At 72.4% G+C, this 22508-nt stretch carries 18 protein-coding genes and 1 pseudogene; 6 read left to right on the top strand and 13 right to left on the bottom strand.

Going from position 1 to position 22508, the window contains the following annotated elements:
- Nucleotide 1: 1 nt before the first annotated feature.
- Nucleotides 2–1027: a glycoside hydrolase family 18 protein gene (locus SVTN_RS24695; RefSeq protein ID WP_425429013.1), complete on the bottom strand. Its 1026-nt coding sequence runs from the start codon at nucleotides 1025–1027 to the stop codon at nucleotides 2–4.
- 139 nt (nucleotides 1028–1166) lie between these two features.
- On the opposite strand from SVTN_RS24695, the gene SVTN_RS24690 reads away from it, so the two are divergent.
- Entirely contained in the window at nucleotides 1167–3260 is a 2094-nt protein-coding gene (locus SVTN_RS24690) for a TPM domain-containing protein (RefSeq protein WP_041131064.1), read from the top strand.
- A 29-nt stretch (nucleotides 3261–3289) separates the two neighbouring features.
- Nucleotides 3290–4000 carry a PspA/IM30 family protein gene (locus SVTN_RS24685; protein WP_041131063.1) on the top strand — a complete coding sequence of 237 codons (711 nt, stop codon included), beginning with the start codon at nucleotides 3290–3292 and terminating at the stop codon, nucleotides 3998–4000.
- A 77-nt stretch (nucleotides 4001–4077) separates the two neighbouring features.
- Here the strand turns inward: SVTN_RS24685 and SVTN_RS24680 are convergent, their stop codons facing one another.
- The 8 genes from SVTN_RS24680 to SVTN_RS24645 all read right to left on the bottom strand — a co-directional run bounded on the left by SVTN_RS24680 (nucleotide 4078) and on the right by SVTN_RS24645 (nucleotide 14233).
- Nucleotides 4078–6648 carry a SpoIIE family protein phosphatase gene (locus SVTN_RS24680; RefSeq protein ID WP_041131062.1) on the bottom strand — a complete coding sequence of 857 codons (2571 nt, stop codon included), beginning with the start codon at nucleotides 6646–6648 and terminating at the stop codon, nucleotides 4078–4080.
- A gap of 144 nt (nucleotides 6649–6792) precedes the next feature.
- Nucleotides 6793–7215, bottom strand: coding sequence for an ATP-binding protein (locus SVTN_RS24675; RefSeq protein WP_041131061.1), 423 nt, complete (start codon nucleotides 7213–7215; stop codon nucleotides 6793–6795).
- Nucleotides 7216–7435: 220 nt separating this feature from the next.
- Nucleotides 7436–7915 (bottom strand): (deoxy)nucleoside triphosphate pyrophosphohydrolase, encoded by a 480-nt coding sequence (locus SVTN_RS24670; RefSeq protein ID WP_245727625.1) that lies wholly within the window; start codon nucleotides 7913–7915, stop codon nucleotides 7436–7438.
- Nucleotides 7916–8007: 92 nt separating this feature from the next.
- Nucleotides 8008–8187: an SPOR domain-containing protein gene (locus tag SVTN_RS24665; RefSeq protein WP_041131060.1), complete on the bottom strand. Its 180-nt coding sequence runs from the start codon at nucleotides 8185–8187 to the stop codon at nucleotides 8008–8010.
- Between the two features lie 155 nt (nucleotides 8188–8342).
- Entirely contained in the window at nucleotides 8343–10070 is a 1728-nt protein-coding gene (locus tag SVTN_RS24660; RefSeq protein ID WP_041131059.1) for a purine-cytosine permease family protein, read from the bottom strand.
- A 316-nt stretch (nucleotides 10071–10386) separates the two neighbouring features.
- The gene (locus tag SVTN_RS24655) at nucleotides 10387–11139 is read right to left on the bottom strand and encodes a GntR family transcriptional regulator (RefSeq protein ID WP_041131058.1); all 753 of its coding nucleotides are present in this window, start codon (nucleotides 11137–11139) and stop codon (nucleotides 10387–10389) included.
- A gap of 162 nt (nucleotides 11140–11301) precedes the next feature.
- Nucleotides 11302–12477 carry a DUF4190 domain-containing protein gene (locus tag SVTN_RS24650; RefSeq protein ID WP_159026498.1) on the bottom strand — a complete coding sequence of 392 codons (1176 nt, stop codon included), beginning with the start codon at nucleotides 12475–12477 and terminating at the stop codon, nucleotides 11302–11304.
- A 181-nt stretch (nucleotides 12478–12658) separates the two neighbouring features.
- On the bottom strand, nucleotides 12659–14233 hold the full coding sequence (locus SVTN_RS24645) for a S8 family peptidase (RefSeq protein ID WP_041131057.1): 1575 nt from the start codon (nucleotides 14231–14233) through the stop codon (nucleotides 12659–12661).
- Between the two features lie 180 nt (nucleotides 14234–14413).
- Here SVTN_RS24645 and SVTN_RS24640 point away from each other — a divergent pair, with 180 nt between their 5' ends.
- Nucleotides 14414–15574: a threonine synthase gene (locus SVTN_RS24640; protein ID WP_041131056.1), complete on the top strand. Its 1161-nt coding sequence runs from the start codon at nucleotides 14414–14416 to the stop codon at nucleotides 15572–15574.
- 76 nt (nucleotides 15575–15650) lie between these two features.
- On the opposite strand, the gene SVTN_RS24635 is transcribed toward SVTN_RS24640, so the two are convergent.
- Nucleotides 15651–16403, bottom strand: coding sequence for a DUF4232 domain-containing protein (locus SVTN_RS24635; protein ID WP_041131055.1), 753 nt, complete (start codon nucleotides 16401–16403; stop codon nucleotides 15651–15653).
- 117 nt (nucleotides 16404–16520) lie between these two features.
- Nucleotides 16521–19166: an AfsR/SARP family transcriptional regulator gene (locus SVTN_RS24630; RefSeq protein WP_041131054.1), complete on the bottom strand. Its 2646-nt coding sequence runs from the start codon at nucleotides 19164–19166 to the stop codon at nucleotides 16521–16523.
- Between the two features lie 253 nt (nucleotides 19167–19419).
- Between SVTN_RS24630 and SVTN_RS24625 the strand changes: the two genes are divergently transcribed.
- Nucleotides 19420–20034 (top strand): antibiotic biosynthesis monooxygenase, encoded by a 615-nt coding sequence (locus SVTN_RS24625; RefSeq protein ID WP_041131053.1) that lies wholly within the window; start codon nucleotides 19420–19422, stop codon nucleotides 20032–20034.
- A 251-nt stretch (nucleotides 20035–20285) separates the two neighbouring features.
- On the opposite strand, the gene SVTN_RS45685 is transcribed toward SVTN_RS24625, so the two are convergent.
- Both SVTN_RS45685 and SVTN_RS46615 read right to left on the bottom strand, forming a co-directional pair.
- Nucleotides 20286–20675 (bottom strand): tyrosine-type recombinase/integrase, encoded by a 390-nt coding sequence (locus SVTN_RS45685; protein ID WP_245727623.1) that lies wholly within the window; start codon nucleotides 20673–20675, stop codon nucleotides 20286–20288.
- A gap of 512 nt (nucleotides 20676–21187) precedes the next feature.
- A pseudogene (locus SVTN_RS46615) lies at nucleotides 21188–21295 on the bottom strand (hypothetical protein); the annotation flags it as partial.
- A 479-nt stretch (nucleotides 21296–21774) separates the two neighbouring features.
- Between SVTN_RS46615 and SVTN_RS24615 the strand changes: the two are divergent.
- Entirely contained in the window at nucleotides 21775–22041 is a 267-nt protein-coding gene (locus tag SVTN_RS24615) for a hypothetical protein (RefSeq protein WP_041131052.1), read from the top strand.
- The gene (locus SVTN_RS24610; protein WP_041131051.1) at nucleotides 22038–22430 is read left to right on the top strand and encodes a PIN domain-containing protein; all 393 of its coding nucleotides are present in this window, start codon (nucleotides 22038–22040) and stop codon (nucleotides 22428–22430) included. Before SVTN_RS24615 ends, SVTN_RS24610 begins: the two co-directional genes overlap by 4 nt.
- Nucleotides 22431–22508 lie beyond the last annotated feature (78 nt).

The following is a 22508-nucleotide window of genomic DNA, read 5'->3' as shown; positions in this document are numbered from 1 at the left end:
GTCAGAGCCAGCCCTCGCGGTAGGCCGCCCAGTCCCCCTCCTCCGCCGCGAAGTCGACGTACAGCGCGAGGCCGAACCGCTTGCGGCCCGGGTCCGTGCGGCCCAGCCCGAGTCTCGCGCCCTTGACGGCCGCGGCGACCGTCTCCGCGTCCTCGTGGTGACCGAGGTCGTCCTCGTGGAAGAAGGGGAGGCCGATGAGCAGGTCGGTGGTCTCGGGGGTCGCTTCGAGGGCGAGGGCCGTCTGCTGGGCGACGTACCCGCCGTACAGGCTCTCCAGCGGCATCCAGGTGTCGTACGACATGACGGCGATCTGGTCGACGCGCCGGGCGACCTCGCCGAAGAACTCCTGCGACCACCACTTCTCGCTGCCGTTCGAACTGACCGCGCCCAGCACCGAGTGCGCGCCCGGCAGCGGGTCGATCTGGTGGGCGGCCACCGAGAGCGGGACCTTGCGGGCCCGGGTCAGCTTCCCAAAATCATCGAGGAGGGAGAGGTAGTCCCGGTCGTCGGAGTGCAGCGGCTCCAGGTCGAAGTGGACCCCGTCGAAGCCGGCGTCGAGGATCCGGCGGGCCGAACCCACCACGGCCCGGCGGGATCCGGCGTCCTCCAGGCGCAGCCCCACGGGCCCCTCCGTGGCCAGGACGTCGCCCAGCCAGGCCTGGACCCGTATCCCCGGCATCGTGCGGTGCACCCCGTCGATCAGCCACCGGGCGCGGGGGTACTTCGCCGCCGACAGGGTGCCGTCGTGCTCCAGGGGCCCCGCGTGCACGTACAGATCGCGTATCCCGCTGCCCTTGAGGCGCCCGGCGAGGGCCTTGAGGTCGGCGTCCTTCTTCCGTCCGTCGACCCAGGCGTGCCCGATCCAGAAGGCGTCCTTGCCGCGGGTCCTCGCGTCGTCCGTCAGGTCGCCCGTGTAACTGACGCGCAGGGCCAGGGCGCCGAAGAGCGGGGGCACGACGAGGAGGAGGACGAGGCCGAGGACCCACCAGCGTCCCCGCCTCCACACACGCCTCAGCCGTCCGTCCACCCGAGCCCCCCAAGAGCCGTCGCGTCACTGGAGACCACCGTAGCGGCGGCTACTGACAGTGACGCTCGGGCGAGGGGAACGGTTTCAGGCTGCACAGGCCCGGTCGCGAGCGGGCATACGCGGACATAACCTCCCCCTTGTGACGCGAATAGCCACCCGAGCCCTTCTCGCGGTGCTGGTGGCGGCGTGGTGGCTCCTCGTGCCCGCCGTACACGGTGCCCACGCCGACGGCCCCGTCGTCCTGTCCCGGGACGGGCAGATCACCGACCGGGTGGGCGCCCTCGGCGACCGCCGCGCCTCCGTGGTCCAGGCCCTCGACCGGCTCTACGACGACCGGCGCGTCCAGCTCTTCGTCGTCTACGTACGGGACTTCTCCGGGCGCTCGGGCCAGGACTGGGCCGACGCCACCGCGGAACGCAACGCGCTCGGCCTCGACGACGTCCTGCTCGCCGTCGCCACCCACGACCGGCGGTACGGCTACTCGGCCGACCCCGGCTCCCGCTTCACCCAGGCCCAGCTCGACGAGGTCGCCCGGACCGCGATCGAACCGGCCCTGCGGCAGAACGACTGGGCCGGCGCCGCCATCGGCGCGGCGAACGGCTACGACGCCGTCCTCGCCGGCCGGCCCGTCCCCACCCCGACGCTCACCCCCGGGCCCGCCGACCCCGGCGCCCCGCCCGACGGCACCTCGGCGTCCGACCTGATCCTGCCCCTGGTGCTCGTCGGCGGCGCGGGGGCCGTGGCGGCCTACGCGTACACCAAACGGCGGCGCCGGACCGAGACCCGCACCACGCCCCGGGGCGGGCAGGGCTGGGGCCCGCCGAAGGAGACCGCCCCGCCGTCCCTCGACGAGCTCGACGGGGAGGCCCGCCGGACGCTGGTCGCCACCGACGACGCCGTCCGCACCAGCCAGGAGGAACTCGGCTTCGCGTCCGCCCAGTTCGGCGAGGAGGCGGTGCGCCCCTTCACCGAGGCGGTCGACTTCGCGAAGGAGCAGCTGACGGCCTCGTTCCGGCTGCGGCAGAAGCTCGACGACTCCTTCCCCGAGGACGACCCGACCCGCCGGAGCATGCTGGACGAGATCCTCCGCCGCTGCGCCGAGGCGAACGCGCGTCTCGACGCCGAGACGGAGGACTTCGACCGGCTCCGGGCCCTGGAGCGCACGGCCCCGGAGGCGCTCGCCGCGGTGGAGGCGGCCTTCCGGGAGCAGACCGGTCGGATCGGGACGGCCGAGGCGGCGCTGACCGCGATGCGCGAGCGGTACGCCGAGTCGGCGGCCGCGCCCGTCGCCGGCGACGTCGAGCAGGCGAAGGACCGGCTCGTCTTCGCGACGACCCACGTCAACCAGGCCCGCCAGCAGATCGACTCGGGTGACAGCGGCGGGGCCGCCGTCCACATCCGCGCCGCCGAGGGCGCCGTGGACCAGGCGGCCCGGCTGATCGAGGCGGTGGACCGGCGGGCGCAGGAGCTGGACGAGGCCGTGGGGAAGCTGACGGGCGCCCTCGCGGAGACGGACGCGGACCTGGCGGAGGCCCGCGGTCTTCTGAAGGGGACCGCCGAGGGGGTGTCCACGGCCGACCTCCAGGGCCGGATCGCCCGCGCCGAGTCGGTGATCGCCGAGGTCCGGCGCGGGGTGGACGCCGGGCGGTACGACCCGATCGACGCCCTGCGCCGGGTCGAGGAGGCCGACGCGGTGCTCGACGAGACGCTGGAGGGCGCGCGGGAGCGCGAGTCGGGTGTGCGGCGCGCCCGCGCGCTCCTCGACCAGGTGATGCTGACGGCCCGTTCGGCGATCGGGGCGGCCTCCGACTACGTCACCACGCACCGGGGCGCGGTGGGCAGCGAGGCCCGTACGCGCCTGGCCGAGGCCCAGCGCCGCTGGGAGAAGGCCCGGTCGCTGGCCGCCGACGGCGACCCGCAGACGGCCCTGGTGGAGGCGCAGCAGGCGGACGCGCTGGCCCGGCGCGCCCAGGACCTCGCCGAGCAGGACGTCCGCACGTACGGGAACCCCAACGGCCTGGGCGGTGTGACGGGGGTGGGCGGAAGCGGTGGCGGCGGGCTCGGCGGTGCGGTGCTCGGCGGCATCATCCTCGGCGGACTGTTCGGCGGGGGCTCCGGCGGAGGAGGGGGCGGACGCGGGGGCGGTTTCGGGGGCGGAGGCTTCGGCGGCGGGCCCGGCAGCTTCGGCGGCAGCGGCACGCGCGGCCGGCTGGGCGGCGGAGGCCGTTTCTGAGTTCCACCGGATCCCCAAGGAGCAGTGCGATGAGCAGCAAGCAGACGATTCTCGGCCGGGTCACCCAGCTGGCGAAGGCGAACATCAACGCCCTCCTCGACCAGGCGGAGGATCCGCAGAAGATGCTGGACCAGCTGATCCGCGACTACGCGAACAACATCGCGGAGGCGGAGGAGGCGGTGGCGGCGACCATCGGGAACCTGCGGCTGATGGAGCAGGACCACCAGGAGGACGTGGACGCGGCGAAGGAGTGGGGCGGCAAGGCGCTCGCCGCGAGCCGGAAGGCGGACGAGCTGCGGGCCGGCGGGCAGACGGTGGAGGCGGACCGCTTCGACAACCTGGCGAAGGTGGCGCTCGGCCGCCAGCTGCAGTCGGAGAAGGAGGCGAAGACCGCCGAACCGACGATCGCCGCCCAGACCGAGGTCGTACAGAAGCTCAAGACCGGCCTCGACCAGATGAAGGCCAAGCTCGGCGAGCTGCGGGCCAAGCGCGACGAGCTGGTCGCCCGGGTCAAGTCCGCGCAGGCGCAGAACACCATGATGGACGCGGTGAAGAACATCGACGTGCTCGATCCGACGAGCGAGCTGAGCCGCTTCGAGGACAAGGTGCGCCGGGAGGAGGCGAAGGCCCTGGGCAAGCAGGAGCTCGCCGCCTCCTCGCTCGACGCCCAGTTCGAGCAGTTGGACGCGCTCGGCGACAGCGCCGAGATCGAGGCCCGGCTGGCCGCGCTCAAGGCCTGATCTCGTACGCGAACGCCTCGGAACACGCCTCGGAACACGCCTCGGAACACGCCTCGGAACACGCCTCGGAACATGCCTCAGAACATGCTGAGGAGCTGCTCCACCGTGGGCTCCGCCGTCCCCTCCCCGTCCGGCAGGGCCAGTTCGAACCAGACGGTCTTGCCGCGCGGGGTGCGGCGCGAGCCCCAGGAGGAGGAGAGCAGCCCGACGAGCTGGAGGCCGCGGCCGCCCTCGTCGGTGTCCCGGGCCCTGCGGCGCCGTGGCTGGACCAGGCCGGCGTCCCAGACCTCGCAGACGAGGGTGCGGTCGCGGAGCAGGCGCAGCCGGATCTCCCCCTCGCCGTAGCGCAGGGCGTTGGTGACGAGTTCGCTGACGAGGAGTTCGACGGTGTCGACGAGCGGTTCGAGGTCCCAGGCCGCGAGCTGGGCGCGGGCGAGTTCGCGGGCCCGGCCGACGGAGCGGGGTTCCCTGGGCAGCCGCCAGTCGCCGACGGCCTCGCTGGGCAGCCCCTGGATCCTGGCCATGAGGAGGGCGATGTCGTCCTCGCCGTGCCCGGTGTTCAGGCTGTTCAGGACCCGGTCGCAGACGTCCTCCAGGGGGCGGGCCGGGTCGGTGAGGGCGCGCCGGAAGGCCTGGAGGCCCTCGTCGAGCGGGTGGTCGCGGGATTCGACGAGCCCGTCGGTGTAGAGGGCGAGGAGGGCGCCCTCGGGCAGTTCGACCTCGACCTCCTCGAAGGGTTCCCCGCCGACGCCGAGCGGCATTCCGGGGGGTACGTCGAGGAGCAGGGCCTCTTCGCCGGGTTCGACGAGCACCGGCGGGAGGTGCCCGGCGTTGGCGAAGGTGCAGCGGCGGGTGACCGGGTCGTAGACGGCGTAGACGCAGGTGGCGAGGTAGACCTCGGAGAGTTCGGGGCCCCGGTTCTTGTGGTTGCGGGACTGCTGGGCGCCGATGGGGGCGCCCAGGCCGCGGGCGATCTCGTCGAGGTGGGAGAGGACTTCGGCGGGCTCCAGGTCGAGCTGGGCGAGGGTGCGGACGGCGGTGCGGAGTTCGCCCATGGCGACGGCGGCGCGCAGGCCGCGGCCCATGACGTCGCCGATGACGAGGGCGGTGCGGTGGCCGGGGAGTTCGATGACGTCGAACCAGTCGCCGCCGACCTCGGTGGCGGCGGTGCCGGGGAGGTAGCGGCAGGCGATGTCGAGTCCGGCGGCCTCGGGGTCGCCGGGCGGGAGCAGGCTGCGCTGGAGGATCAGGGCCCGCTCGTGCTCGCGGCGGTAGAGGCGCGCGTTGTCGATGCAGACGGCGGCGCGGGCGGCGAGCTCGACGGCGAGGGCCCGGTCGCGCTCCCCGAAGGGCTCGCTGCCCTTCGTACGGGAGAACTGGACGAGGCCGACGACGGTGTCGTGGGCGACCATCGGGACGACCAGGGTGGACTGGACGAGGTCTCCGTCGGAGCCGGGGACCGTCCGGATGCGTCCGGTGCGCAGGGCTCCGGCGCAGGGCGAGTTGAAGGGGTAGCGGTGGACGGCGCCGACCTCGATGGGCACGGGTCCGCAACAGCCGCTGCCCGGGCCGTGGCCCTCGTCGGTTCTGAGGGGGGTGTCGGAGACCGCGCTGGCGAAGGCGACCCTGCGGAGTTCGGCGCTGCCCGCCCCGTAGCCGACGTCGTGGGAGTTCCCCCAGCGGCCCGGCGGTGCCTCGTCGCCGGTGAGGAGCCCCTGGTAGAGGTCGACGGAGGCGAGGTCGCAGAAGCCGGGGACGGCGACGTCGAGGAGCTCGCGGGCGGTGGCCTCCAGGTCGAGGGAGTTGCCGATGCGGGCGCCGGCCTCGTTGAGGAGGGCGAGGTTGCGGCGGGCGCTGGCGGCTTCCCTGGCGGCGTTGTGGCGGCGGGTGACGTCGATGCCGAGTCCGGCGACGCCGATCGGGCGGCCGGAGCCGCTGTGCACGCGGTAGAGGTTGATGGACCAGTGGCGGCGGTCCCTGGCGCCGGGTGCGGCGCCGACGATCTCGAAGTCGGTGACGGCCTCGCCGGTCTCCAGGACCCGCCGGAGGGCGGTGGTCATCCGGTCGGCCTCGGCGTGATTGAGGTAGTCGTGGACGGTACGGCCCCGGTGGTCGTCGGCCGAGCCGCCGAAGACGGTGGCGAAGCGCCGGTTGGCCCGCTTCACGGTGAGGTCGGTCCCGAAGAGGAGGAACCCGAAGGGGGATTGGCCGAATATCGCCTGGGAGGCGGCGAGGTCGGTCTCGATGCGGCGCAGGGCGCGCACGTCGACGACGATGCACAGCGCGGCCCGTTCCCCGGTCTGGGTCTCGCTCGGCATGACGTACATCTCGGCGATGCCCCGGGGCCGGTCCTCGCCGGGCATGCGGAACGGGACGAGGCCCGTCCACTCCTTGCCGTCGAGGATCTCCTTGACCCGTCGGTGGCCGCGCTCGCGCAGGTCGGCGGGCATGAAGGCCTCGACGGGGTCCTTGCCCCTGGCCTCCTCGGCGGTGACCCCGAAGAGGTCCACGGCCCGTCGGCTCCACTGCTCGACGAGGCCGTCGGGCCCGATCGAGAAGGACGCCACCCGGATGTAGTCATAGATGGAGCCGGGCGGGCTGCTCTGCCACACGACGCCGCCGCTCGCCGTCTCAGGTATCTCGCTCACGCGACCGTCCCCTCCAGCTCACCGCACCGGACCGGCCATGCCCGCAGTATTCAATACGGCAGGCCCCGACGGCACGACGTTCACGATCACAGGGTGGTCTCGTTCGTCCCTGACCGAGTACCGGTGATCGTTGTCCCACCCTGTTTACTCACCAGGGAGAGCCAGCTCGAACCATACGGTTTTGCCGGTCCTTCCTCTACGGGTTCCCCAGCGGCGAGCAGTACAGGCCACCAGACCGAGGCCGCGGCCCCCTTCGTCCTCGGGTCCCGGGGCCCGCTCGGTGGGTGGATCCGGAAGCGGATCGGAAACCTCCACCAGGAGCGCCGGCGGATGCGCCGGGTCGGCGCCGACGGGGCGGGGACGGACGAGCCGGACCCCGATGGGGCCGGAGGCGTACCGCAGGGAGTTGGTCACCAGCTCGCTGACCAGCAGGACGGTCACGTCCCCGACGGCTCGGTCGAGCTCCCAGGCGCGCAGGGTCTCGCGCACCGCGTGGCGGGCCGTGCGCACGGCGTTCGCCTCTGCCGGGAAGTTCCACTCCGCGCGGTCGCCGTCGGCGTCGCTCACACCCGATCACTTCCCCAGCCGTGCGTCAGCAGGAAGGTCCAAGCCCTCTCCCGAGGGGACATTCTGGACATACCCCATATTGAGGACGGGGTATCCCGCCGGGAGCGTCAGCAGGCGCACGGTGGCACGAACGGCGTAGGAAGTCAGCCGCGCGCTCCGTCGACCGGGGCGACCGGCAGTTTGCGCGCGGCCTCGGCGACGACGGGGGCGGTCGAGAGCCTCAGTGCGGCGACGGCGGGGCGACCGGCAGTCTCAGCGCGGCCTCGGCGACGGCGGGGCGGTCCTGGTCGAGCCAGTCGACCGAGTCCAGCTCGTGCCGGGCGAGCCAGCGGAGCTCGTCGTGGTCCTCCAGGGGGCGCGGTTCGCCGGAGAGCAACCGGGCGGTCCACACCCGCAGGACGTACCCGGGCTTCAGCGGCCACTCGCCGGGGATGCGCTCGCCCGGCTCGACCTCCACGCCGAGCTCCTCCCGGAGCTCACGGACCAGGGTCTCTTCCGGGCCCTCGCCCGGTTCGAGCTTGCCGCCGGGCAGCTCCCAGCGGCCGGCGAGCTCGACGGGGGCGCTGCGGCGCGCGGCGAGCAGTCGCCCCCGGTCGTACAGGGCGCCCGCGACGACGACCACGACGCCGGGTCCCTGATCGGGACCGGCGTCACGGTGGGACTCGTGGGGCGCGGCGGGATCGGTGGTGCGTTCCGTCATGGGCGCGAGCGTAGCCCGGCCCGGTCCGCACCCGCCGGGGTCAGGGGGCGGGACCGCCCCGCCAGGGCCGGGGGCGGGCCGCCCCGCCGGGGTCAGAGGGCGGGGCTGCCGACGCGCTCGACCCAGTAGAGCTGCTTGTGGCCGCGGTCGTCGAGGCTGTCCGCGATCTTCTGGGCTTCGTCCTTGGTCGCGTACCGCCCCACCCGGTAGCGGTTGCCGTTGTCGTCCTGCCGTATGACGAGCCAGGAAAGGACGGGGCTGCTGTCGGCCATCAGACTTCTCCCTCCGCCGGTCCGGGCGCCTTTGAGGACCTCCGGGAAACCGCAATCCGCATATGCCGGAGCTTACGCCTGACCTTCACACAGCGGATACGGGTTTTCACAAAGAGGCACGGATCGGCCGGGAACCGACGGAGGGAGGCCGAAGGTCACGCCCCGGGCACCGCCGCGGGGACGGTCGGCACCGGCATCAGGACGGGGCCGCCCGCGGCCCCGGGGTCCTTGCGGCAGACGTCCCCGCACGTGGCGTCGAGCGAGCAGCAGAGGGAGCAGACGGGGCCGGACCGCACCGGGCAGTCGGCGATGTCCGGCAGCTCGTAGGCCGTCTCGCACTCCGCGCAGAGGTGGGTCGCCCGCTCGTCGGCGACCTCGGCGCCGGGGCCGTTCACCGTGTTGGGGCGGGCGAGGTAGTAGCGGCCCTTGGTCGCCCAGGCGATGAGCGGGCAGAGGACGACGGCGAGACCGGCGGCGATGAAGGTGGAGAACGCCTCGGCGTAGCTGCCGAAGAGACCGAAGAAGGCGAGGATCGAGACGACGGAGGCGATGACCATGGCCCCGAAGCCGGCCGGGTTCACGGCGTACAGGTAGGCGCGCTTGAACTCGATGTACGGGGGGCTCCAGCCGGCCCGCTTGTTGATGACGAGGTCGGCGGCGACGGCCGCGATCCAGGCGATGCCGACGTTGGAGTAGAACCCGAGCAGCTTGTTCAGGGCGGCGAACATGTTCATCTCCATCAGCGTCAGCGCGATGGCGAGGTTGAGGAAGATGTACCAGACGCGCCCGGGGTGGCGGTGAGTGACGCGGGAGAAGAAGTTCGACCAGGACAGCGAGCCGCTGTAGGCGTTGGTGACGTTGATCTTGATCTGGGAGACGATCACGAACAGCGCGGCGGCGGGCAGCGCGAACGAGCCGAGCCAGGGCCTGAGCGCCTCGATCTGCGGGGCAATCGGCTCCAGGGCGTGGGTCTTGCCGACGGCCTCCAGGGCGACGAAGGCGAGGAAGGCGCCGCCGAGCTGCTTGGCCGCGCCGATGACCACCCAGCCGGGGCCCGCGGCGAGCACGGCGAGGTTCCACCGGCGCTTGTTCGCCTCGGTCTTCGCCGGCATGAAGCGCAGGTAGTCGGCCTGCTCGCCGATCTGGGCGATCAGGGAGAGCGCGACGCCCGTGCCGAGACCGAAGCCGATCCACGAGAAGCCCGCGCCGGCGCCCTCCGTACCGCCGAAGTCCGCGAAGGCACCCCAGGCGTCGGGGGCTTCGAAGGCGAGCACCACGAAGGGCAGCACCAGGCCGACGAGCCAGATCGGCTGGGTCCAGGCCTGCACCTTGGCGAGGGCGCCCATGCCGCGGAAGACGATCGGGATGACGATCAGGGTCGTGACGAGGTAGCCGACCTCCACCGGCAGACCGACGGCCTGGTGCATGGCCTGGGCCATGATCGAGCCTTCGAGGGCGAAGAAGATGAAGGTGAAGGAGGCGTAGATGAGCGAGGTCAGCGTGGAGCCGAAGTAGCCGAAGCCGGCGCCGCGGGTGATGAGGTCCATGTCCAGGCCGTACTTCGCGCAGGCCCGGGCGATGGGGATGCCGGTGAGGAAGATGAGCACGGCGGCGGTGAGGATCGAGGCGAGGCCGCTGCCGAAGCCGTAGGTGAAGACGATCGAGGCGCCGATCGCGAAGTCGGCGAGGTAGGCGATGCCGCCGAGCGCGGTGCCGGCGACGGTCCCGGGCGACCAGCGCCGGAAGGAGTGCGGGGCGTACCGCAGGGAGTAGTCCTCGCGGCTCTCGTCCGCGGCCAACTTGGCGTAGCTGCGGCGGGGTCCGGCGGGCGGCGGCGGGGCCGCGCCCTGGTCCGGGGTGGGTGGGGTGACCGTGTCCGTCATGGGGGTTCCTGTCGTCCGACCGGGTCGCGGGTACGGACGGAAGGTAGGAGCCGCGCGTGACGGCGACGAACGGCGCGCGGTTGCCGGGCCGTTACGCGGATTGACGACCCGTTAACTTCTGGTCACACCTCCCGGACGCCCGATCCCGCTGAACGGTCACCGGACGCCGCGCGCCACCCGGCACCCCGGCACCCCGGCACCCCGGCACCCCGGCACCAGCGTCCCGCTCGGGCCTCCTCGGCGACGCCCCGGCCGCCCCTCGCCCTCGCCGCCGGAGGTTCCCCTCACCGCCGGAGGCCTCATCACTGCCGGAGGCTCACCGCACCGGCAGGTGGTACGCAATGCGGTAACGGTCCGCCGGGACGACGACGTCGGCCGTCTCCACGGCGCGGCCCGAGGCGTAGTACGTCCGCTCCACGACCATGACCACGTGCCCCGGCACCCCGCCGAGGGCCAGGAGTTCCTCGGCGAGGCCGGGCCGGGCCCCCACCTCCTCCACCACGTTGTCCACGACCACGTCGATGGCCGCCATGCGCTCGACGACGCCGCAACCGCCCAGCGGGCCCTCCTCGGGCAGCATGACCGGCGTCCTGCCGGTGACGGCGAGGGGCTCCCAGGAGGTGGAGACCATCATGGGCTCGCCCCCGTCCCGGTACACGTACCGCGTGCGCATCACCCGCTCCCCCGGCTCGATGCCGAGCCGCTCGGCCACTTCGGCGCTCGCCGGCTCCTGCTCGCTGCGCGACTCCCAGGTGCCGCGGGCCCCTTCGGCGGCCTGCTCCTGCCGGAAGGGGCTGGCGCCGGACGCGGGACGGTAGCCGGAGCGGGCGATCCGCCGCGGCACGGGGCGCTCGCGCACATAGGTCCCCGAACCCGAGCGCCCCTCCACGAGCCCCTCGGCCATGAGCACCTTGCGGGCCTCCAGCGCGACGGTGTCCGACACCCCGTACTCCTCGCGGATGCGTGCCTGCGAGGGGAGGCGGGTATGCGGCGGAAGCGAGCCGTTGGCGATCTTCTCCCGCAGATCGCTCGCCACGCGCAGGTAGGCGGGCTGCTCACCGAACGTCACTGGACACTCCCCTCAGGTTGACTTACAGCTACAGCCTGACAACCGACGGTCGCGATCCGCAAGCATGGGCCAAAGTTTCACTCGAAGTGATGAACGCGCCGGTTACCCACGGTCACCTCGCGAGGTGACCGGCTCGGACCGGCTCAGCCCCTCAGACCCCCCTCAGACCGAGGTGCCCTCCCCCTCCGGCAGCGTGTCCGTCAGGCCGAGCGCGGTCCGCGCGTCCGCGCCCAGGTCCTCGGGGAGGGCGTCCCAGGCGGCGTCGTACGCCTCCCAGTACGCGTCCGCGTCGGGCGCCTCGGCCAGCTCGCCCCAGCGCTTCGAGGCGGTGGCGAGCTCCTTGCGGAGCGCCTCGACCGGGGCCGTGGACTCGCCCGGCCAGTAGTGCCGCCCCAGGCCCTCGCGGGCCGCGTCGATCGCCGCCAGGAGCTCCCCGGCCCAGACCTTGTTGGCGGTGAAGTCCTCGTCCGGGTCGTCCTCCGGCTCCTGGTAGGTGATCCTCTCGATCGGGTTCACGGTGGTCAGGAAGTGGCTCTGGTCCCCGTTCAGGGTGGTGCTGTCGGAGCGCACCGAGCCCGAGAACCTCGTCGTCTTCTTCTGACCGGAGAACGCGCAGGTCACGGCCCGGTCGCCGAGCCGCCAGCTCTGGCTGCTGGGCGGGTAGTAGGCGATCCAGACGTCCCGCGGGATCGCCCAGGTGTCCATCGCGTACGCCGCGTTGATCGTCTCGCAGCGCTCCTCCGCGAGTTCGTCGATCGCGTCCTCGCCGGGCCACTTGTCGAAGCCGGTGAGCTGGAAGCCGCCGCTGACCTCGCCGCTGTGCGGGCGGGCGCAGTCGACGACCCTGATGTCCGTCGCGTACTCCGTCCCCTTGCTGCTGTCGGTGAAGCACTGTCCCTTGCGCAGCGAGAACGCCGACTGCGAGCGGGCGGCCTCGTCCATGCCCTTCTTGAAGTCGTGCCACGCCGAGCCGATGCCGCCGGTCGCGAGCCCGATGACGAGCAGAAGGGAGCTGAGGGCGGAGAGCACGATGCCTGCGATCGCGAGTCCCTTGCCGTTCTGGTCCTTCTTCTTGATCTGCGGGAGGGCGACGAGGCCGAGGACCAGTCCGAGGGGCGGGAGGCAGCAGACGATGCCGGAGACCAGGGAGCCGATGGCGAGGCCGTTGGTGGTGCGCCGCGGCGGCTGCCCGTACGGGGCGGCGCCGGGCACGCCGGGCTGACCGTACGGGGTGTACGGCATCCCCGGGGAGGTGTACGGGCCCGGGGCGGGCCATCCTCCGGGCTGCGGGCCGCTTGCGGGCGGCGGGGTCGGCTGGCTCGGCTGGATCGGATCCACGGGTGCGGGGCTCCTGTTGCGGCGGTCGACGCGAACAAACGATCGGTCGCGCATCGTACGTAAGGGGCGGCCGCCCGCAGGCGACCGCCCCCCGCTTTCAGGCGCAGACGTGGATCAGACGTGGATCAAGGAGCGGATCAGGAGCGGATCAGACACGGATCAGACGTGGATCAGGCGCGGATCAGAACTGCAGGGCCCAGGAGTCGATCTTCCCGGTGTCCAAGGCCGCGTTGTCGGTGACCCGCAGCTTCCACGTGCCGTTGGCGACCTCCGAGGAGGCGTTCACGGTGTACGTGGTGTTGATGTTGTCCGCGCTGCCGCCGGTACCGAAGGCCTTCAGCGTGTACGCCGAGCCGTCGGGGGCGATCAGCTGGACCTGGAGGTCACCGATGTAGGTGTGAACGATGTTCACGGGCACCTGGAGCGCGGCCGGGGCGTTGCCCGTGACGCCGCTGACGGTGACCGGGGACTCGACGGTCGCGTTGTCGTTGATCGCGTAGTCCGTGGTGTTCTCGAACTTCGGGCCGGTGGGCGGCGGGGTGGTGCCGCCGCCGACGTACAGCAGCTTGTTCGGGGAGCCGGTGCCGGGGCTGGTGACGACGTTCGGGGTCGCGGCGTTCACGAGGGCCGTGGAGACCTGCGCCGGGGTCGCCGTCGGGTTGTCCGCCAGGTAGAGGGCGGCGGCGCCGGCGACGTGCGGGGTCGCCATCGACGTACCGGAGATGGTGTTGGTGGCGGTGTCGCCGGTGCCCCAGGACGAGGTGATGGAGGAGCCCGGGGCGAAGAGGTCGAGGCCGCTGCCGTAGTTGGAGTAGCTCGCCTTGGCGTCGCTCGACGTGGTGGCGCCGACGGTGATGGCCTCGGCCACGCGCGCGGGTGAGTGGTTGGCGGCGTTGTCGGTCTCGTTGCCGGCGGCGACCGCGTAGGTGACGCCGGAGGCGATCGAGTTGCGGACGGCGTCGTCGAGGACGGAGTCGACGCCGCCGCCGAGGCTCATGTTGGCGACGGCCGGCTTGACGGCGTTGCGCGTCACCCAGTCGATGCCCGCCACGACCTGCTCGGTCGTGCCGGAGCCGGAGTTGTCGAGCACGCGGACGCCGACGATCTTCGCCTTCTTGGCGACGCCGTACGTGGAGCCCGCGACGGTGCCGGCGACGTGGGTGCCGTGGCCGTGGCCGTCCTGGGCGGTGTTGTCGTTGTCGATGGCGTCGTAGCCGTAGGAGGCGCGGCCGCCGAAGTCGGTGTGGGTGATGCGTACGCCGGTGTCGATGATGTACGCGGTGACGCCCTGGCCCGCGGAGTCCGGGTAGGTGTAGCTCTGGTTCAGCGGAAGGGCCTTCTGGTCGATCCGGTCCAGGCCCCAGGAGGGCGGGGAGGGCTGGGTGCCGTCGATGTGGAAGACGCGGTTCTGGACGACGGACTTCACGGCCGGGTCGGCCGCGAGCTTCCGCGCCTGCGCCTCGGAGAGCTCGACGGAGTAGCCGTTGATCGCCGAGGTGTACGTCCGCTTGATCTTCGCGCCGAACTTGGCGGCGACGGCCCGGCCCTTGGCGGTCTCCGCCTGCGCGGACTCGTCGAGGGTGACGATGTAGCTGCCCGGGACGGTGCCCTCGGCCCCGGCGTTCTCGATGACGCCCGTGGGGGCGGCCTGCGCGGCGGCCGCCGGGAGGGCGGAGAGGGAGCCGAGAGCGAGCGCGGCGACGGCGATGGCCGCGGCGGTGGCTGTCCGGCGACGCGGTGCACGCATCACTGACATGTGGGGGGTCCTCCTCGTGGGGTAAGGCAGGAGCACGATTGTTATGGCGTGAACATGTCAACACGACACGGGAGGCCCGCGCCGTCTCGAACGTCCGGCTGCCGAGCGAAAGGTTGGCTGATCCATAGGAATCCCACAAGGGCCCGCGCAACTCCGCAACACCCGTGCCACACCGCTGACATGCTGGCGTTCATGACCGCCTACGAGTGCCCCCGCTGCCGGATCCAGTCCCCCGTCTCCGCCCTCACCTGGTGTTGTCCGGAGTGCCGCGGCCCCTGGGACCTCGTCTTCGCGAGCGCGCCGGTCTCCCTCCCGTCACTCGCGTCACGTGTGAATTCATTGTGGCGTTACGAGGAGGCGCTCCCTCCGCTCCCGTACGGGCCCGAGGTGAGCCTCGGCGAGGGCCGCACGCCGCTGGTCCGCCTCACCGAAACGGGAGCCGAATCGGCCACCGACTCGGCCACCGGCTCGGCCACCGGCTCCGTTTCGGCCAAACTCGACTTCCTCATGCCGACCCTGTCCTTCAAGGACCGCGGCGCCGTGATGCTCGCCGCGCACGCCCGCCGCCTCCGGCCCCGTACGGTCCTCGCCGACAGCAGCGGCAACGCGGGCACGGCGATCGCCGCGTACGGCGCGCGGGCCGGGCTCGACTGCGTCGTGTACGTGCCCGAGGGCACGTCCCCCAAGAAGCTGGAGCAGATCCGGGCGCACGGGGCCCGGATCGTCGAGGTGCCCGGCGACCGCGAGGCGACCGCCCGGGCGGCGCGCGAGGCCGCCGACGAGCCGGGCGTCTTCTACGCCTCGCACGTCTACAACCCGTACTTCCTGCACGGCACCAAGACCTACGTGTACGAGCTGTGGGAGGAGCTCGGCGGGCGCCTCCCGGACACGATCGTCGTCCCCGTCGGCAACGGCACCCTGCTCCTGGGCGCCGCCCTCGCCGTCGAGGAGCTGTACGGCCACGGGCTCGTCGAGCACCGGCCCGCGCTCGTCGCCGTCCAGGCGGAGGCCGTGTCCCCGCTGGCCGCCGCCTTCCACGCGGGCGCGGAGGACCTGACGGAACCGGCCGTCGCGCGCCCCACCCTCGCCGAGGGCATCGCCATCCCGGCCCCGCCCCGCGCCCGCCAGATCCTGCGGGCGGTCCGCGCGACGGGCGGCACGTTCCTGACGGTGACGGAGGACCAGATCCGCACCGCCCAGCGGGACCTGGCCCGCCGGGGCCTCTTCGTGGAGGCGACCGGCGTGGCCTGCTGGGCGGCGGTGAACGCGGCCCCGCCCCGCCCCGGCCTCACGGTGGTGCCGCTGTGCGGCGCGGGCGCGAAGACGGGGCTGGTGACCTGAACCGCGTACGGCTCGGAGCTCCGGCCGCCTGAGCCCCGCACGGGTCGGAGCTCGTACGGACCGGAGCCCGTACGGACTAGAACTCGTCGGCGCCGTTGCGGAGCTCGTACGTCCAGTAGCCCGTCTTCGCGGCGGCCTCGTCGACGGCGAGGCCGCCGGCGGGGGCCTTGACGACGATGCTGCCCTCGGCCGGGCCCTCGGGGGCGAAGAGGTTCACGTTGAACTCCTTCACGACCTTGTTGTCCTCGTGGACGCCGCCGAGCGCGATCCGCACGTTGGCGTAGGCGGGCTGGCCGGCCTTCAGGACGATCGGTGCGGCCGGCTTGCTCTTCGCGACGGCCGGGATGTCCTTGGCGGTCTGGATCGGGCCGAAGGCGATGAGCGGGTACTCGAGCAGGGTGCACGAGCGGCCGGAGGTGTTGGTGGCGGTGAGGGTGATGTGCTCGGTCGGGACCTCGTCCGCCTTCGCCGCCGTGACCTTGATGTCGCCGTAGGCGCAGGCGGGGGCCTTGGCGGAGCTCTTGCCGCCGGTGGAGCCGGTGGAGCCGGTCGAGCCGGTCGAGCCGGTCGAGCCCGTGGAACCGGCCTTGGAGCCGCCCGTGGTCGTCGAGCCACCGGTGGTCGAGCCGCTCTTCGTGGCGGTCTGGTCCGCCGTGCCGCCGCCGGTCGTGCCGTTGTCGCCCGCACCGGTGGCGGACTGGGTGGCGGCGCTCGCGCTGCCCGCGTCCTTGGCGCCCGCGGCGTCCCCGCCGCCGCAGGCGGTCAGGCCCAGCGAGAGGGCGGCGATGGCGGCGGCGGCCAGGACGGTGTGCTTGCGGTGGTTGCGCATGGTGGTTCTCCCCCGTTGACGCGGTCGGTCGGCGCGCGTGGTCCACGTGCGCCGCTGCACCTCACTCGGTGCTGTATCCAGCTTCCCGGCCCGCGCTGCCGTCCCGCTTGCGTACCGCTAACGATCCGCTGACAGCCGCGAAAGGTGCGCCGCCGCCCGCGCCGAACCCTCCGTGAAACCGGCCGCGTCGGCCGCGACGATCGCCCGTTCCAGCTGGTCAGCGGCCTCTTCGAGACGGCCGATACCGGCCAGTGCCTCGCCCCGGGTGATCTGCAGCGAGGCCCGGACGACCACCGCGTCGGGCGCGACCAGTTCCCCGGCGCGAAGGGTGTGCGCGAGCGCCGCCTCGTACTCCTCCGCCTTCAGGCAGTGGCCGGCCAGGTGCTGGAGGGTCAGCACCTGGGTGGAGGGGTGGCCGGTGCGGTCGGCGAGGTCGACGGCGTGCAGCATGAGCAGACCGGCCCGCTCGTGCTCGCCGGTCGCGTCGAGGACGGCGGCGTAGTTGACGTACGCGATGGCCTCGCTGATCGGGTCGCCGACCCGGGCGGCCAGGCCGGGCGCCTTCTCCAGGTGGACCAGGGCCTCGGTGCTCCGGCCCTCCTCGTGCAGGATCCAGCCGAGCAGGGCACGCGCGCGTGACTGTGCGTCGAGGTCGCCGATCGCCTCGGCCGAGGCGAGCCCGGTCTCCAGGAGCGGGGTCCAGCCGTCCCCGATCCGCCGGAGCATCAGCGGCCACGGCATGAGCGCGAGCCGCCAGGCCCGGTCGTGCATCCCGAGGGCGGCCGCGGCGGCGACCGCGCCCTCCAGGGCGGGGCGCTCGGCCGCGTACCAGTCGAGCGCCGCCGTACGGTCCTCGAACTCCCTCGTGGCGGCGGGCCGTCGGGCGTCGGCGGGCAGCGTGTAGCAGGGCTGCGAGCCCGGCTCGGCGGCGGCGTCGGCGGCGAGGCCCGTGTACAGGTAGTGGTCGAGGAGCCGGGGCAGGCCCTCGGGGTCGGCCTGCGGGGCGAGATGGCGGGCGTAGAGGCGCACCAGGTCGTGCGGCGTCCAGCGGCCGGGGACGGCCTCGGTGAGCAGGTGCGCGGCGGTGAGCCGGTCCAGGTCGGCGGAGGCCTGCCCGGGGGTCGTCCCGGCGAGCGCGCCCGCCGCGAACCGGTCCAGATCGGATCCCGTGTGCAGGCCGATCGCGCGGAACATCCGGGCGGCGGACTCGGGCAGCTGCTGCACGGTCAGCCGGAGGGCGGCGGAGACGCCCCGGTCCTCCACGTCGAGGAGCGCCAACCGCCCCTGTTCGTCGGCGAGTTCGCCGACCATCGCGTCGAGGGTCCACTGCGGCCGCTCGGCCAGGCGGGCCGCCGTCACGCGGAGGGCGAGCGGCAGGCCGTCGCAGAGCCGGGCGAGCCGGGTGGCGGCGGCGGGTTCGGCGGCGACCCGTTCCTCGCCGAGCACGGTGGTGAGCAGGGCGGTCGAGGCGGCGGGCTGCAGGTGTCCGAGCGGTACGGGGCGGGCGGCGTCGGAGGCGACGAGGCCGCCGAGCCGGTCGCGACTGGTGACGAGGGTGGCGCAGTGGTCGCCGCCGGGCAGCAGGGGCCGGACCTGTTCGGAGGAGCGGGCGTTGTCGAGGACGACGAGCAGCCGGCGTCCGCCGGTGAGGGAGCGGAACAGCGCCCCGCGCGCGTCGACGGTCTCGGGGACCTTCAGCGGCGGGACGCCGAGGGCGAGCAGGAACTCCCGCAGGACGGCGGCCGTCTCGGGCGCGGGGGTGTCGCTGAAGCCGCGCAGGTCGGCGAAGAGCCGCCCGTCGGGGAAGTCGGCGCGGCGCTCGTAGGCCCAGTGCACGGCGAAGGCGGTCTTGCCGACGCCGGCGGGCCCGGTGACGAGGCAGACGGGGCCGTCCCCGGCGCGGACCGCCCGATCGAGCGCGGCGAGTTCGGCGCCGCGCCCGGTGAAGCCGCGCGGGGCGCGCGGCAGGCCCTCGGGCGCGGGGGCCTTGACCTCGGCGGCGGGGCGGGGCACGGAGACGGGCTCGGCGGAACGGAGCAGCGTCGCGTACGCCTCGCTCAGCGTCTCGCCGGGGTCGACGCCCAGCTCCTCGGCGAGCAGCCGCCGGGTCCGGTGGTACCAGTCGATGGCGTCGGACTGGCGGCCGGAGCGGGCGAGGGCCAGCATCAGCGCGGCGGCCAGGGACTCGCGCAGCGGATGCGCGACGGCCTCGGTACGCAGCACGGCGGCGGCCCTGCCGTGCTCGCCGAGCTGCCCGTACGCCTCCGCAAGGGCTTCCACCGACGCGAGGCGCATCTCCTCCAGGCCCCCGGCGGCGGCCTCCAGCGGCCGACTGTGCACGGTCCCGGTGAGCGCGGGCCCCTGCCAGTACGACAGCGCCTCCCGCAGCATCCGTACCGCGTCGGCGGGCCGGCGCTGCACCCCGGCGAGCCCGACGAGCTCCTCGAACCGATGGGCGTCCACCAACGACTCGGGCATCCGCAGCACATAGGCGGACCCCTGCGTGGCGAGCTCGACCCCGTACGCCTCGGCGCCGTGCTCGGCGAGCAGCGCCCGCAGCCGCGAGACGTGCCCCTGGAGGACGGTCTTGGCGTGGGTGGGCGGCTCCTCCTCCCACAGGGCGTCGATCAACTGCCCCACGTTCACCGCACTGTTGGGGCGCAGCAGAAGCATGGCGAGCAGACTGGACCGCTTGGCGGGCCCCAGGGCTACGTCTCCGTCCTCCGTCACCAGCGCGACGGAGCCGAGCAGCCGGAACTCCACCTGTATACCTCCGCGATCCCTCTCCCCCGTTTCCCCAGCAGTCGAGGATACGTGGAACGGGGGGCCCACCTGCGCGGAGGCGGTCCGTCCGCCCCCGGGAGCGGACGCGATCGAGCCAACTCCGGCGGACGCCTCCGCCCCCTCCGTGTCACCTGACTGCCCCGCCCACGTTGCCGGTCGTCCGCCCCGGCCATCGGATGGAGCGGGGGAACACAAGCCCGCACGAGGCCACCGGAAGGCAGGAATGGGCGCTATGTACGTTCGCAGCATCTACGCAACGGGTGATCCGGCCGCGCTCGACGGGGTCGCCGAGGCGCTCCGGACCGAGGGGCGCGAGCTGCTGTCGGCGCAGCCGGGCTACCGCGGGATGGGGCTGTTCGTCGACCGCGAGCTCGGCAAGCTCCTGGTGGGTTCGTGGTGGGAGGACGAGGCCTCCCGGGAGGCCAGCTTCGAGAAGCTGAGCAAGCGGCGGGACGAGCTGCTGTCGCCGTTCGCGCAGACGGCGGCGATCGACAACTGGGAGGCGGCGGTCGCCCGGCGCGCGGAGGACCTCGGGCCCGGCGCGGCGTTCCGCCTGCTCCGGATGGACGTCGAGCCGTCCGACGTCGACCTGCTGGTGAACACGTTCCGCGACAGCGCACTGCCCAGGATCCAGCAGATCCCCGGGCTGTCCGGCATCTCCCTCCTCGTCGACCGCGACCACGGCAGAGCCGCCGTCGGCGCCCTCTACACCGACCGCGCCGCCCTCGCGGCCTCCCGCGGCCCCATCGCGGCGGTCCGCGGAGAATCCACGACGAAGGCCCGCGCGACCACCCGCAGCCTCGAGGAATTCGACGTGGTCCTCGCCACGGCGGTCCCCCACGCCTGACCCCGCGGCTCCGCACCGACACGGGAACGCGGAAGGGGCCGGACTCTTCCGAGTCCGGCCCCTTCCGACCTGTTACGACTAGACGTTGAAGCGGAACCTGTAGTGCAGAGCTCCCACCTGCGAAAACACGGTTCTAGCAGTGGGCATCCCAGCACCATCCCAGCACGGGCGTTCTACCCCAGCACCACGCAGACCAGCCAGCCCTGGTGCGCCTACACAGCTTGGTTGCCGAGGCTCGAGCTCGCCTCCTCTCACGGCAGGGACGTCACATCCGGGGGCAGTGGCCGCATGGAGCGCTGCAAGATCTCCCGGCAGCGCTCCCACGCACTGGGCAGCAGATGACCGTAGATATCGACCGTCGTCTTGACCGAACGGTGGCCGAGCCAGCGTGACACCTCGTGGATCGGCACACCGTTGGCCAGGGCGGTGGAGGCGAAGAAGTGCCGCAGGCTGCGAGGCGTGTACTTGACCTTGCCGTCCAGATCGACCAGGCCGGCCAGAAGGCACGCCTTCTTGAATTGGTAACCGTAGGACGCGATGGACGGCATAACCCCGGCGCCAGGCTGACGCGGCGCAAAGAAGGTCTCGAGTCGAACCCGCTTGCCCTTTTGCCCGGCAAAACCACGGGCACCGGCTTCCACCTGCGGAGATGAGCAGCGATCTCCTGCTCGACGAACAGGGCGGTGGGGATGTCTCGGTACTCCTTCTCCAGCCGATGTTTCAGGGGGACAAAGAGTGCCGGGCAGTCCTCGTGATGCGCCTTGGCACTCACCTGCCATCGGACTCTTACGAAGCCAGACCGCCCGCACTCGGTGGAGAAAGCCAGGGCCTCGCTTGGCCGCTGACCTGTACCGGACTGAAGGTAGACGGCAAGGCGAAACTGTGGCGCGATGTGCGCAGCGATCAGATCCACCTCGGCTGGTGTCGGCACTGCGTCCTCGTCCACCGCCACAGCATCCCTACGGGATATCCGGATGCCTCGGGCAAGGTTCTCCGTGATTCGCTTGTCGACGACGGCCGCCTCCATGAGGGCGGCCACCATGACCATCCGGCCATTGACCGTGGAGACCGCCAACCCCTCACCGGAGGCATGCAGGTCCTTGGCGAACTCCTCGAAGTCGCGTCGCGCCAGCCCGGCCAGCGTCTTCCGTCCCAGGCGCGGCCCGAGATGGTTACGGATGAACCCTTCGTAGTTGCGGCGCGTGGACTCGCCTACGACCTGTCGCTCCAGCCACTGCTGAGCCCAGGCTCGCAACGCCACAAGCCCTTGCCCGGGATCAAAGCGAATGCCGGCCTTCTTGTCGTTCTCACCTTGTCGGCGAAAGCGTCCGCTCCATCCGCGCCCACACGACGGGGAAACGACCTCTCCCGCTGACGCCCGCACCTACCGCCCGGCTCCCGGTACCGCACCGTCCACCCATGCCGACACCGCGGACGATCACAGGGAAAGTTCCGGTCCTGGACGTCCTTCTTGCACTTCTGAAAGACGCTCGCCACCTCAAGCCCCCGCGTTCCTCCGCCCGACCCGTGTTCGAAACCGTGCACCGACACCTCCCGGAGACGGGCAAGGGCTTCACCGGCAAACCCCTCTTTCCGCCGAATGCGGCCCAAGCTCCTCACGGTCCCGCGAGCCATCGGGTCGGCGAGACCCTCCTCGCTGGATGCGCTCACGCCCTCCACGCTTGTCGGCACGTGATCTGTGCACCAGCACCGAAGGCCATACCGCGCTATGGTTGATGTATGGCTACCAAGAAGGTGACTATCACTCTCGACGAAGCCCTGGTCGAAGCCCTGGCCGGAGCAGCCAAGGAAGAAGGCATCCCACTTTCCCGCCTCGTCGCCGGAGCAGCCGAACGCGAGCTGCGCCTGCGGGCCGGCCGGGCCGTCATCCAGGAGTGGCAGGCAGAACACGGTGCCTTCACCCCGGAAGAACTCGCCGCCGCCCGCGCGGACCTCGCCGCCGCCGACGCCGAATACGTCAGCGGCCCGGGAGCCTCGGCCGCGTGAACATCCCCTACCTGTACGACGCCGGGGCGCTCATCGCCATCGACAACGACGACCGACGCATGTGGGCCCGCCACAGCCTGGCCCTCGACGACGGCCGGGACATCCACGTCCCGTCCGTCGTCGTCAGCCAGGCATGGCGGGACTCCCGCCGCCAGGTCAGACTCGGCAAGTTCCTCGCCGGGTGCCACGTCGTACCCGTCGGCATCGAAACCGCCAAAGCCGCAGGCATCCTCTGCGGCAAGGCCGGCACCTCCGACATCGTCGACGCCACCGTCGCGACCATGGCAGCCAGCCTCGGCGCCATCATCTGGACCTCGGACCCAAACGACATCCGCACCCTCATCGACGCCCAAGACATCAAACCCGCCCCTGTCATCCGCACCGTCTAGCAACTGATGTGCCCCGGGTCCGATGGAGTCGGGGCACATCAAACTCCACGAAACCGGGGTCAGCTCAGGAATCCGGCA

The organism is Streptomyces vietnamensis, from assembly GCF_000830005.1.
Classification (GTDB): domain Bacteria; phylum Actinomycetota; class Actinomycetes; order Streptomycetales; family Streptomycetaceae; genus Streptomyces; species Streptomyces vietnamensis.
Note: the sequence above shows the minus strand (reverse complement) of the source record. Positions and strands in the feature narration are given on the sequence as shown.